General features: G+C 37.8%; 11 protein-coding genes and 1 other annotated feature. Of the genes, 6 read left to right on the plus strand and 5 right to left on the minus strand.

Features of this window, described 5'->3' with window-relative positions; genetic code table 11:
- Positions 1-7 precede the first annotated feature (7 nt).
- Entirely contained in the window at positions 8-1,360 is a 1,353-nt protein-coding gene (locus ACWPVE_RS14065; RefSeq protein ID WP_453990812.1) for an IS1182 family transposase, read from the plus strand.
- Between the two features lie 237 nt (positions 1,361-1,597).
- Here ACWPVE_RS14065 and ACWPVE_RS14070 read toward each other — a convergent pair whose 3' ends face one another.
- Entirely contained in the window at positions 1,598-2,635 is a 1,038-nt protein-coding gene (locus ACWPVE_RS14070; RefSeq protein WP_453994315.1) for a multicopper oxidase domain-containing protein, read from the minus strand.
- Between the two features lie 400 nt (positions 2,636-3,035).
- Positions 3,036-3,269 (plus strand) — a binding site (T-box leader).
- A gap of 70 nt (positions 3,270-3,339) precedes the next feature.
- On the opposite strand from ACWPVE_RS14070, the gene leuS reads away from it, so the two are divergent.
- The gene (gene leuS / locus ACWPVE_RS14075; RefSeq protein ID WP_453994317.1) at positions 3,340-5,757 is read left to right on the plus strand and encodes a leucine--tRNA ligase; all 2,418 of its coding nucleotides are present in this window, start codon (positions 3,340-3,342) and stop codon (positions 5,755-5,757) included.
- Between the two features lie 750 nt (positions 5,758-6,507).
- On the opposite strand, the gene ACWPVE_RS14080 is transcribed toward leuS, so the two are convergent.
- Positions 6,508-7,557 carry a M42 family metallopeptidase gene (locus ACWPVE_RS14080; RefSeq protein WP_453994319.1) on the minus strand — a complete coding sequence of 350 codons (1,050 nt, stop codon included), beginning with the start codon at positions 7,555-7,557 and terminating at the stop codon, positions 6,508-6,510.
- Positions 7,558-7,715: 158 nt separating this feature from the next.
- Here ACWPVE_RS14080 and ACWPVE_RS14085 point away from each other — a divergent pair, with 158 nt between their 5' ends.
- The 3 genes from ACWPVE_RS14085 (at position 7,716) to ACWPVE_RS14095 (ending at position 9,085) form a co-directional block, all read left to right on the plus strand.
- Positions 7,716-8,015: a rhodanese-like domain-containing protein gene (locus tag ACWPVE_RS14085; protein ID WP_453994321.1), complete on the plus strand. Its 300-nt coding sequence runs from the start codon at positions 7,716-7,718 to the stop codon at positions 8,013-8,015.
- Positions 8,016-8,221: 206 nt separating this feature from the next.
- Positions 8,222-8,716, plus strand: a complete 495-nt coding sequence (locus ACWPVE_RS14090) for a hypothetical protein (protein WP_453994323.1) — start codon at positions 8,222-8,224, stop codon at positions 8,714-8,716.
- Between the two features lie 183 nt (positions 8,717-8,899).
- A complete protein-coding gene (locus tag ACWPVE_RS14095) occupies positions 8,900-9,085 on the plus strand; it encodes a sporulation protein Cse60 (RefSeq protein WP_453994324.1) in 186 nt (61 codons plus the stop codon).
- A 33-nt stretch (positions 9,086-9,118) separates the two neighbouring features.
- Here ACWPVE_RS14095 and ACWPVE_RS14100 read toward each other — a convergent pair whose 3' ends face one another.
- Both ACWPVE_RS14100 and ACWPVE_RS14105 read right to left on the minus strand, forming a co-directional pair.
- Positions 9,119-10,393: an NAD(P)/FAD-dependent oxidoreductase gene (locus ACWPVE_RS14100; RefSeq protein WP_453994326.1), complete on the minus strand. Its 1,275-nt coding sequence runs from the start codon at positions 10,391-10,393 to the stop codon at positions 9,119-9,121.
- 12 nt (positions 10,394-10,405) lie between these two features.
- Complete coding sequence (locus tag ACWPVE_RS14105) at positions 10,406-10,804, minus strand: thiol-disulfide oxidoreductase DCC family protein (RefSeq protein ID WP_453994328.1); 399 nt, start codon at positions 10,802-10,804, stop codon at positions 10,406-10,408.
- A 356-nt stretch (positions 10,805-11,160) separates the two neighbouring features.
- Here ACWPVE_RS14105 and ACWPVE_RS14110 point away from each other — a divergent pair, with 356 nt between their 5' ends.
- Positions 11,161-12,789 (plus strand): putative polysaccharide biosynthesis protein, encoded by a 1,629-nt coding sequence (locus ACWPVE_RS14110; RefSeq protein ID WP_453994330.1) that lies wholly within the window; start codon positions 11,161-11,163, stop codon positions 12,787-12,789.
- Between the two features lie 79 nt (positions 12,790-12,868).
- Here the strand turns inward: ACWPVE_RS14110 and ACWPVE_RS14115 are convergent, their stop codons facing one another.
- Positions 12,869-13,072, minus strand: a complete 204-nt coding sequence (locus tag ACWPVE_RS14115) for a hypothetical protein (protein WP_453994332.1) — start codon at positions 13,070-13,072, stop codon at positions 12,869-12,871.
- Positions 13,073-13,193 lie beyond the last annotated feature (121 nt).

Genomic DNA, 13,193 nt, shown 5'->3' on the forward strand with positions numbered 1-13,193 from the left:
TGATATTGTGTTAAATACTAGGGAAAATACACAAAATGAAATTGAATTTGTATCAATTGACGAGCTTGTTCCAGATAACCATCTGTTACGAAAAATAGATAAATACATAGATTTTTCTTTTATAATTGAGAGAGTAAAACCTTACTACTCTGAAGATAATGGTCGACCTTCGATCGACCCTCTTGTTCTTTTTAAAATGATGTTTATTGGATATTTTTATGGTATCCGTTCCGAAAGACAGCTTGAACAAGAGATAAAACTTAATGTCGCATATCGTTGGTTTTTAGGTCTCAGATTTAAAGATCCTGTACCACATCATTCCACAATAAGCTGGAATCGTCATAAGCGTTTTAAAGATACAGACATCTTCCAAGAAATCTTTGATGAAATTGTTCTTCTTGCAATGAATCACAAAATGGTTGGCGGAAGAGTCTTATTTACGGACTCCACTCATCTCAAAGCTAATGCGAATAAACATAAATTTACAAGGGAAGAAGTTGAAGTAGAAACTCGTGAATATTTAAATGAGTTAAATAAGGCAATTGAAGAAGATCGTGCTGAACATGGAAAAAAGCCTTTAAAGGAAAAGGAGGAGGTGAAAGAAACAAAAGAGATTAGAGTAAGTACCACAGATCCAGAAAGTGGGTTTATGTCGCGAGACAATAAGCAAGAGATGTTCTGTTATTTAGACCATCGGACAACAGATTTGAAGTTTAACATTATAACTGATGCATTCGTAACTCCAGGTAATGTCCATGATTCAATACCATATCTTAGCCGTTTAGATCGTCAAATCTTACGATTTAACTTTAATGTGGAAGCTGTTGCTCTTGACTCTGGATACTTAACTAATCCGATTTGCAAAGGATTATCAGATCGTAAGATCTTTGGAGTTATTGCCCATAGAAGGTATCAACCAACAAAAGGACTCTTTCCAAAATGGAAGTTTAAATATAATAAAGAAAATGACATTTATGTTTGTCCAAATAGCGAGGAACTAACATATCGTTCAACTACAAGAGAAGGTTACCGAGAGTACAAGTCAGATCCCAAGAAATGTTCAACCTGCCCTCTTCTTGAACAATGCACTAGATCCCGGAATAAGCAAAAAGTTGTTACTCGTCATGTTTGGGAAGATCATAAAGATAAGGTGAGGCTAAATCGCCTCTCTCTGGAAGGGAAAATTCTTTATAAGTTTAGAAAAGAAACCGTAGAGCGAAGCTTCGCAGACTCAAAAGAGCTGCATGGGCTTCGCTACTGTAGGTTACGGGGAATTAAAAATGCTAGTGAGCAGGTATTACTTACAGCAGCCTGCCAGAACATGAAAAAGATTGCCAACCACCTAGCCAAGCAAGGCTAGATGGTTGGGAGTGATATTTTCAAGATTTTTGATAAAGAATAATGTCAACTTACAACTACAAAAACCACCGAAAACAAAAAGTGTAGAGAAAAAATACCCCTTTCTCTACACTCTGAAGAATCTCATAAAAATGAGATTCTTTTTTAACTATTTTTCTATTTTTATGATACACTTATTTTAGACTTTTTGTTGACCTTGTAAAAGAGTGCCCTGTGTGCTTTTTTATAGGGTCTTTTTTTATTGTCCATCAGCTGTTACTTTTAATAATGCTACTGCTCCTTTTGTTGCATGGTTGAATTGGTGAGTAACAATTGAATATGTACCTTCTTCCGTAACTGTAAATTCAACTACAGCTCCACCGCTTGCAGGCAACATTACCGTTTGCAATCCTTCCATGTGGTTAGCGGGATTTCCATCGATATATACATCATCAAATATTGTACCAACTACGTGGAAAGAGCTTACTTCATTTGGACCAACATTATTAACATAAAGTCTTACCTTTTCGCCTACTTTTGCTAGTAATGGAGTTTCTTTTAATGAGAATGTGTCTCCATTCGTGTTTGGGTCGCCATCTTTAAGAGCTTTTGTAGAGAATACAACTTGGCTTGGTACACCGTTTGTCATGTCATGTAAATCGTTGTATTTATACCATTCGTTTTGAATGAGCAAGTATTCTCTATCAACCTCATGGTCTGTTGGATATCCATTCTTTGGTTTTACAATGATTGTTCCGTGCATACCGTTTGCGATATGTGATAAAACAGGCGCAGTTCCACAGTGGTACATAAATACCCCTGGCTTATTTGCTGGATAAGAGAATGTTCCAGTTTCATCTGGCATTACGTCAATAAACTTCTTTGAAGGTGCTGCGTGAACGGCATGGAAGTCCATGCTATGAGGAATGGCAGGGTCCATATTTTTCATAGTAAAGTTTATTGTGTCTCCTTCATTGACGACGACCACTGGTCCCTGTGCTTCTCCATTGAATGTCCAAGCTTTGTATATATATCCTTTGTCAATTTCAATATCCGTAATTTGGGCTGTCATTTCAACATTTACTTCATTTTCAGAAACTCTTTCTACTTTTAATGGGACAGGTTCCTGGTTGAGATCTTTGTGAGGAGCAATTATTTCACCTTGGCTTGATTCAGAACCAGCTGTTTGAGCTTCTACCTTTTCTTCTTTTATGGTCTCTTGACTACTACCACACCCTGATAAAATCATTGACGTTCCAACTAACGAGGCAAACAATAATTTAATTTTTTTGTTCATCATAAATCCCCCCTGAATATTTTGTTATTTGATTTCTACACCTTTATCATATTCGGAGGACATCTAATAAAAGGTGATTTAAATCACGCTTTATTACCTAAACTATGGACAGTTTGTGAAAAGGTGAGCATATAAGCACCATTCCAATAGTGACAAGGATTTAAAGGTCTTCAAAATGCGTTTATTAGTCAAGAAATCGTCACATAGATGACCATTTTTTTTGAGTATTGTAAGCCCAAACATTACTATTTTTTGTTTAAGAAAGTTGGCTATGTAATATACATTTTTAGATTAAATGAAAAGAGTGTTGGGTATAATGGTGGAGGAAAAGCCCAATTTTTCCTATTCTACTTGCAGTTTATTCACAAATTCTATACAATACTGAATATAATCAAAAAATATTGTAGCGTTGAAAAGGAGTAGTAATGTTCTAAATACGTTTAGAGAGTTGACGGGTGGTGAAAGTCAATCGTTGATGAACATGAACTCGCCTTAGAGCAATAAGCATGAACTGCATTGAATGCAAACTAGTGCTTGTCGTATGGTCCGCGTTAAGGATGAATGAAGTGAGTGCACAATTTGTCACTAATGTGGGTGGTACCGCGGGAAGAATACATATCCTCTCGTCCCTTTTGGGATTAGGGGTTTTTTGTTTTTTATATAAGATTATGTAAGGATTTGTATTTGATTAAGGAGGAAGTCTTATGAGTTTCAATCACCAAAAGATCGAGAAAAAATGGCAACAATATTGGGAACAGAACAAAACATTTAAGACAACAGAAGATAAAGGGAAGCGTAAATTTTACGCATTAGATATGTTCCCGTATCCTTCTGGTGCGGGACTGCACGTTGGCCACCCTGAAGGCTATACGGCTACTGATATCTTATCAAGAATGAAGCGAATGCAAGGGTACAATGTTCTTCACCCAATGGGTTGGGATGCATTCGGTTTGCCAGCAGAGCAATATGCATTAGATACAGGAAACGACCCTGCAGAATTTACCGAGAAAAATATCAATACCTTCCGTCGTCAAATTAAAGAACTCGGATTTTCATATGATTGGGATCGTGAAATTAATACAACTGATCCTAAATATTATAAATGGACACAATGGATTTTCATTAAACTATTTGAAAAAGGTTTAGCATATGTAGATGAGATTCCTGTAAACTGGTGTCCAGCATTGGGAACTGTACTGGCAAACGAAGAGGTTATTGATGGGAAAAGTGAACGTGGCGGTCACCCTGTTGAAAGACGTCCAATGAGACAGTGGGTACTACGTATCACGGAATATGCGGAGCGTTTACTTGAGGATTTAGAAGATCTTGATTGGCCAGAAAGCTTAAAAGAAATGCAGCGTAACTGGATTGGGCGTTCAGAAGGAGCACACGTTACGTTTAAGATAGATGGACATGATGACAATTTCACTGTGTTTACTACTCGTCCAGATACATTATTTGGTGCTACTTATGCAGTACTTGCTCCAGAGCATCCATTTGTTGAAAAAATTACAACTCCTGAACAAAAAGAAGCGGTTAAAGCTTATATCGATCAAATCAAGAGTAAGAGTGATTTAGAACGTACAGATCTTGCAAAAGACAAAACAGGTGTATTCACAGGAGCATATGCAATTAACCCAGTAAACCAAGAAAAAATGCCAATTTGGATTGCGGATTATGTTTTAATGAGTTATGGAACAGGTGCAATTATGGCTGTTCCAGCACATGATGAGCGTGACTATGAATTTGCTGTAAAATTTGGATTGCCAATTAAAGAAGTTGTAGCTGGTGGAGATGTTTCAAAAGAAGCATATACTGGCGACGGTGAGCATGTAAACTCAGACTTCCTAAACGGATTAAATAAAGAAGAAGCTATTACGAAAATGATTGAATGGCTTGAAGAAAATAAAGTTGGTAAAAAAGAAATTACCTACAAACTTCGTGATTGGTTATTTAGCCGCCAACGTTATTGGGGTGAACCGATCCCAATTATTCAATGGGAAGATGGAACAATGACTGCTGTTCCAGAGGAAGAACTACCACTTATGCTTCCAAAAACGAAGGAAATCAAGCCTTCAGGCACTGGTGAATCACCACTTGCAAATATTACGGAATGGGTAAATGTAGTAGATGAAAAGACTGGCAAAAAAGGTCGTCGTGAGACAAACACAATGCCACAATGGGCTGGAAGTTGTTGGTACTATTTACGTTATATTGACCCACATAATGACGAAGCTTTAGCAGATCCAGAAAAATTAAAAGAGTGGTTACCAGTTGATATTTATATTGGTGGTGCCGAGCATGCGGTTCTACACTTACTATATGCAAGATTTTGGCACAAAGTATTATATGATATCGGCGTAGTGACTACGAAGGAACCATTCCAAAAGTTATTTAACCAAGGTATGATTCTTGGTGAAGGTAATGAAAAAATGAGTAAGTCAAAAGGAAATGTTGTAAACCCAGATGATATCATTGAATCACATGGTGCAGATACACTTCGTTTATACGAAATGTTCATGGGTCCATTAGATGCTTCGATTGCTTGGTCTACAAACGGCCTTGATGGTTCTCGTCGTTTCCTTGACCGAATTTGGCGATTACTTGTCGATGACAATGGAAACATCTCATCAAAAGTTAAAGCTAATTCAAATGATACAACCCTTGAACGCGTCTATCATCAAACCGTGAAAAAGGTGACAGAAGACTACGAAGCATTACACTTTAACACTGCAATCTCACAATTAATGGTATTCATCAATGATGCATATAAGGCACCTGAATTACCAAAGCAATATATTGAAGGTTTCGTAAAATTACTTTCTCCAGTTGCTCCACACTTGGCAGAAGAGCTTTGGGAGAAACTTGGTCATACAGAGACCATTGCGTACGAATCATGGCCAGCATTTGATGAAGCAAAATTAGTTGAATCTGAAATTGAGATTGTTATTCAAGTAAATGGAAAAGTAAAAGCAAAGCTACATGTTCCAGCAGATGCTTCTAAAGAGGTTCTTGAACAAATTGCAATGGGTGCAGACCCAGTCAAAGAACAAATAGAAGGCAAAACAGTACGTAAGGTAATTGCAGTACCTGGAAAGCTTGTAAATATTGTAGCCAATTAATAGAAGTAGCCCTCACAGCATTGTGAGGGCTATTTTTTACTTCATGATCATTTTTGTGGGGATGATACATCTAGGGGAGTGGGAGTAATCCAGTTCAAGTGTACTTGTTTTCTTTATTTTAGGAGGATAGTGCAACCCCACAGTGTCTAGAGTGTCCCCACTTTCCACAATCTAGGATGTTGATAATACTCCAGCCCATGTTGAGTGTTCTCGTTTTCCTTATTTTAGGAGAGTGGTGCCACTCCACACCATCTAGAGTGTCTCCATTTTCCACAATCTAGGAGGGTGATAATGCTCCAGCCGATGCCGAGTGAACTCATATTCCTTATTTTAGGAGAATGATATAACTCCACACCGTCTAGAGTGTTTCTAGTTTCCACAATCTAGGAGATTGATGATACTCCAGCCCATACCGTGTGCACCCATATTCCTTTTTCTAGGATATTGATAATGCTCGATAACCACTAGAGTGCTTTTCATCTTCCGCCTTTAAAGAGATTGACAATACTCCAGTTACTGCCGACTATCCTCATTTACCACTTATCAGGAGAGCGGAGCAACTCTACAACATTTAGAGTGCCTTCAAATACTACTTTTTAGAGTTCAATACTACACAAACTCTTTTTATTAAATCCGTTGTTGTTTCCGAAAACCTTGGGATATGCACTATTCATAGATTTAAAAATAGGAGAAAGCATAAAGGGTGTATGATCAAAAAAAGGATACCTTTTAGGTACCCTAACTTTAGAACTATTCCACCATTTCAGATTGAAGGTAATGATAGATTAACTTTGTTGTATTTTCAATAGAATCCTTGTGTGTCCTCTCAAATGCGTGAGATGAATCAATTCCAGGACCGATTAGTCCATGGATAATATCATGGCCAGCACGAATCGCTGCAGAAGCATCAGAGCCATAATAAGGATAAATATCTATTTTATACCCTATCTCATGTTTTTCAGCTAGTTGAACTAGCTTTTTTCGGAAGGCATAATGGTATGGACCACTTGCATCCTTTGCGCAAATGGAAACGGTATATTCATCGGTTGCTTGCCCGTCACCCATTGCTCCCATGTCCACTGCTAAATATTCCACAGTTTCTGGTGTAATATTGGAATTGCCCCCATATCCAATTTCCTCGTTATTTGAAATAAGAAAATGAGTTGTATATGGTAGCTCGATATTTTCTGCTTTGATTTGTTTAATCAGCTGAAGCAGAATACCAACACTGGCTTTATCATCTAAATGTCGCGATTTAATATAACCGTTTGGGGTTACCTCAACTCGTGGATCAAAAGAAACAAAGTCACCTACTTCAATTCCCAGTGCACGAACTTCGTCAGCATTTTTCACCTTTTCATCAATACGGACCTCGATATTATCTTGATTGCGCTCTGCTTTTCCAGCATCTTTGTAAACATGTACAGATTGCTGATGCATGAGGATGGTGCCAGTATAGAATTTGCCAGTGGAGGTTTCAATTCGGCAGTACTCACCTTCGATAGAGTTATATTTAAAGCCACCAATTAGGTCGAGCTTAAGTCGGCCGCTCGGTTTAATTTCTTTAACGATCGCTCCCAATGTATCCACATGTGCTGTGAGCATACGATTCTTTTGTGCATCTTTGCCAGGGATGGTAGCGATAAGTCCGCCTTTACGATTTCGATATGTATCTACATTGTGCTCTCTAAGCCATTTTTCTACGAAAGATATTACCTCGGTTGTGTTTCCAGATGGACTTGGAATCAAAACGAGCTCTTTAATCAGCTCAATGGTCTCGTCAGTATTTGGATAGGCCACGATTTATTCCCCCTTGTTATTTAACTAGTAACATCATACTTCATTTTATTATGAGATTCTAGTTTTACAAAACATGGTAAATAAATTGTGTGGAAATTGTATTAAGTATTTTGTCTTTGTTATAATAGTCAGGATGAATTTTGAAAGGATGTGACTTAATGATTGAAGAAATCACAACTGAAGAACTAAAGCAAAAGCTTGAAAATGGTGAAAAGCTTGAACTTGTGGATGTTCGTGAGGATGAAGAAGTAGCAGAGGGCATGATCCCAGGAGCCAAACATATAAAAATGGGAGAAATACCAGAGAACCTCGATTATTTTGATAAAGAAAAGGAATATATTATTATTTGTCGTTCGGGTGGCAGAAGTTTCAATGTCTGCGCGTACTTGGAGAACCAAGGCTACAAAGTACGTAACATGGTTGGCGGAATGTTGAACTGGACTGGTGAAACCAAATAGGAACATAACGTGAATTCTAAATAGAGTTCACGTTTTTTTAATGGTTATAAATTATTCAAAACAATAATAATGGATTAAATATTAATAATTATTTATTGATTTGCAATAAACTATTAGGTAAAATTAGTTTAGATACCATTATTTATAATCGAAAGGAACTGAATCCTATTATGTCCCTTTTTTTACTGATCGGCATGTTGGTGTTGGTGATTGTAAGGTTTAATCGAAACAAACTTGTAAATTCGATTGGTCCCTCAAATGGCTTAGTGAAAAAGCTATTAAGTTATGAGTGGTTCCAAAAACCATGGCTAAGCGGGTTATTTTTATTTGTCGTAAATGCACTTCTATTTGGCACGACGTTTCTCATCCTCTTTGGGCTAAGTTTTCTAATGATTCCTTACATCCATCTACTTATTATGATGGGGGCTGTAGTTGTTAGTTTGTATGCCTGGATAATTATTTCCAATGCGTGGAAAGGTGTTAAGAAGGGGCGTATGCTGAGAGGTTTTATCGGCAGCAGCTTTTATTTAATACTCACACTTGTTTTTACCTACATGATTGTTACGCTCGAACCACAGTTTCCTGGGGACGACACATTTATGGCATTTATCGGACTTGTAATAGCCATCACCGTAACATTCGTTGCGTTTATAACTTGCTTTTTATTTACAGGTTTGGGAGCTAGAAAAGAAATCCACTAATATTCAATGGATTGTTGGCTGTAAGTAGGGTGATACATGGAGAGGTTATTGGCAAATGTGGTAGAGAAAATTAGATAATAACATCATTAAAAACCGATACTTCTAATTTAAAAATAGTAAATATCCTAGATTAGAAGCTTAACATTCTCAAACTCTGTCAATACTAATGATGGAGGTGGAGATATGGCATTAAAAGTTAAGATTTTTGATGAGGAGCATGAAGAGGATCTTGAGTATGCAATGAACCACTTTTTAGCTCGATTGGATGAACAGGATATTATCGAGGTTAAATTTCAAGTGGGCGTCACTTGTGACGATGAGGATGGACAAATCTTTTGTTTTTCAGCCATGATTATATATAGAGCCTAACTCACGACGGTATAGTGTGTTAGGCTCCTTTTTTTAGTTCTGTATGGACAGTGCTTGCTTCCCAGCGTTTTCTCCTGCTAGTCTCCCTGTGACAAGAGCAGATGTAATATTGTACCCACCTGTGTAACCGTGGATATCAAGGATTTCTCCACAGAAAAAGAGTCCCTTCATTAATTTTGACTCCATTTCCTTGGGGTGAATTTCTTTTATTGAAACACCGCCACCAGTTACAAATGCTTTTTCAATCGACAGCGTACCGTTGACAGTGAACTGAAATTGTTTGCAATCCTTGGCAAATGCACGAATACGGTCATGAGATAAATTTGCAAAAGTAACCTGAGGGTCAATTTCATTTTTCTCCAATAAGAATAAGAGATATCGTTCTGGTAGGAATCCTTTTACCAGATTTTTAAGAGCTTTTTTTGGTTCTTCTTTTGCAAGTTTTATGATTTGTTGAAAAATCATTTCCTCGTTTAAAGAAGGAAGTGCATCAATACTCATGACAACACGGTCAACTTTGAACTTTTTCATCGTTTTTACTACAAATTGACTACAGCGCAAAACAGCGGGACCAGACACGCCGAAGTGAGTAAACAGCATGTCCATCTGATGGGTGATGACTGTTTTTCCTTTTGGGTTTAGGACACTAACGGCTACATCACGTAATGCAAGCCCTTGTAGTGTTTTGTTCTGAATAAATACTTCATCTGATGTAACTGGAACCTCGGTAGGAAAGAGGTCTGTAATCGTATGTCCTGCAGCCTCTGCCCAGGCATAACCGTCTCCAGTCGAACCTGTTTGAGGGACGGATTTACCTCCAACGGCAACGACAATAGATTTAGCCTCAATGTATTCACCGTTGTGTAAATGAACACCTGCAACTTGGCCATCTTTGTATTCTAGCTTAGCTACAGGCGTATTAGTTTTGATCTGAACATTTAAAGTTTCAAGACGATTTATTAGGGCATCGACAACAGACTGTGCCTTATTCGTTGTTGGAAACATTCTGCCATGGTCTTCTTCTTTTAATTGAATTCCAAGCTTTTCGAAAAAAGCAATAATATCTTCATTGTTAAATACGGAAAAGGCGCTATATAAAAATCGGCCATTTCCAGGTATGTGTTTAATGATTTCATCAAGTGGGAGTCGGTTCGTGACATTACAACGCCCACCGCCTGAAATCGCTAATTTCCTACCCAGCTTATTTCCTTTATCTAAAAGAAGAACCTTCGCTCCTTGCTCTCCAGCAGCAATGGATGCCATTAAGCCAGAGGGTCCCCCTCCAATTACAACTACATCATATTGCAAATAGAACACTCCTTATTCTCGGTCTAAAAATCGTTTCCGTACCTCTGGTGAGGGAAGCATACAAGTTTCCTGTTTACCAAACCATTTATATCGATTATTGGCAATTACATGATAAAATATATCCCTAATCGGTGCTGGAATATATCTGAAATAAGAAAGATAGCGTACTGGACCTGTAAGATTACGGCAGATCCTAAGAGCTGCTGTTGATTTTGTATAATACTGGTCCCCTTCAATTAAGACAAAACTATTCAAATTTTCGGAGATACCGTGCTTACGCAAGAAGGACCTCCCAACGTCGCTTTGTAAGGAAGCAAACTGGTAACGTTGTTTTTTGTCTCTTTTAAGGATAAATTGCACACTGTTATTACAAAAATGACAAACGCCATCAAACAAAATAATATCCTTCAAGGTTCACACTCTCCCATGGATTCGTATCTATAAGAATAAAAAAATCAATCCTTACATCGTTTTTTTAAAAACCAGGCGTATCGTCTCGTGCCGCCTGAGTCAATTTCATCATGTAGGCCTTGGGACGTCTTATTCCTATAATAGGATAATAAGAATGGAATAACTTTCTCCTAACTTATATCATATCACGGGGAGTAGAAATTGTTGAATTTCAATACTAACAAGTCTAAACTATACATGGTGAAGTGATAGACTTCAATATTTCGTTTTATAGCCAAAATATTCTGGTTCAAAATATTTAAAAATATGCTAAACTTGATTAGTTAGTCTTCAAATTTAATGATTGGGGATTTATTATGTCTGAATCGAAATTACTGCGTGGGACGTTTGTTTTAACCCTTGCTACATATATTTCACGCATCCTTGGGATGATTTATGTTTTTCCTTTCGTTTATTTAGTAGGTAAATTTGGTACTGCCCTTTATTCATATGGATATGCACAATATACAATCTTTTTATTTGTCTCAACAGCGGGAATTCCAGCTGCTGTTTCAAAATTTGTTTCGAAGTATAACTCTTTAGGCGATTATCATACAGGTATGAGGATGTACAAGACTGGACTTGTCGTGATGGGAATTACAGGCTTGGTAGGATTTTCAATCCTTAATCTAGCGGCACCATTCTTAGCTGAAAGAGTGCTTGGTGGAGGTAATGCGGTAAATACTGTTGAGGATGTTACCTATGTCATTCGAATGGTTAGTTTTGCTTTGTTAGTTGTACCTATTATGAGTATGCAACGAGGTTTTTTCCAAGGACATCAATCAATGGGACCAACTGCAGTTTCTCAAGTAGTAGAACAGCTCGTTCGAGTTCTTTTTGTACTATCAGCGACCTTTATTGTGATGAAGGTAATTGATGGCGAGAGAGTATTTGCTGTTGGATTAGCCACATTTGGAGCTTTTGTTGGTGCACTTGGTGGGATGGCAGTCCTGTTATGGTTCTGGTATAAGCGAAAACCATATCTAGATGAAATGCTTGCGAAAAGTAGACCGCAAACGGACATGACAATAAAGGAAATGTTCAAGGAGTTACTTTCCTATGCAGGACCATTTGTCATTGTAGGGTTGGCTATTCCACTTTATCAATATGTTGACCAGCTTACCTTTAATAAAACAATGATGGGTAACGGAGTTTCAGAGGAGATATCAGAAGGGATATTTGGCTATCTTACCTTCATGGTTCCAAAGTTAGTTATGATTCCTGTATCTTTAGCAACGGCATTTAGTTTAACGCTCGTTCCAACGATAACAAATTCATTTACTTCTGGTGATTTCCAGCAACTTAGAAGTCAAATCGATAAGGCATTTCAAATCTGTGTGCTACTGGTTTTACCAGCAGTTGTAGGTTTGTCAGTATTAGCTTATCCTGCTTTTAATGCATTATTTGAGATGAGTGAAGCAGGTGGACGTATTTTAAGATGGTATGCACCTGTGGCGATTCTCTTTTCTTTCTTTTCTATCTCGGCTGCAATTTTACAAGGCATCAATAAGCAAAAATTTGCAGTTGTTAGTTTGTTCATGGGGCTCATTCTCAAAATGAGTTTCAACGCACCATTTATCACATGGTTCGGAGAGATCGGATCCATACTTGCCACTGCATTAGGATATACGGTTGCCATTGCATATTCCTTTTGGATGATTCAAAGACATGCAGGATATAGTTATTCATTGTTTGCGAGGAGAACCTTATTAATGGGGATTTTTGCAATGTTTATGGCAATGGTAATATTGTTCGTTGATTGGATGTTATCATTTGTGGTCGGCTATGAAAATGGAAGAATGCAATCAGTCTTTGTGCTTCTGGTAGGAGTTGTAGTGGGGGCTGCTGTGTATCTGTTCTTAGCTTATCGTTCACGCTTATTAGAAGTGCTACTCGGCAGTCGATTTAGATTTTTATCACGAAAACAAAAAAAGGCTGTTGAGTAACAGCCTTTTTTCGAACTTGTTTGCCTTCCATTTTGTGTGAGGTAGGAATGTTCCTAGGTTAGAAGGTTCTTATCGAATGTTAGCCCTGAAAAGTACCGAAGCCTAGACGACGCTCAATGCGGTCTACACGACGGTCTAAACGGTCAATTTGATTCTCTAGTCTTTGTATTTGGCGCTCAAGGCGTTCGATGCGGCGATCAACATTTCCGCCTCCTCCTGGAAATCCAGGAAAACCTGGGAAAAAGCTCCCTTGTGGTTGTTGACGATAGTCATAATAATACATTGTGGTATCGCTCCTTATCTTTTTAAGAAAGTACAATAACATTGTATGAAATAGGGGCGTTTGTGCTATGAATAAAACGCCTAATCTAAGAAAGATGGGTATTTGCACTAATTTTAAGGAG

It is taken from the genome of Bacillus nitroreducens, assembly GCF_964021195.1.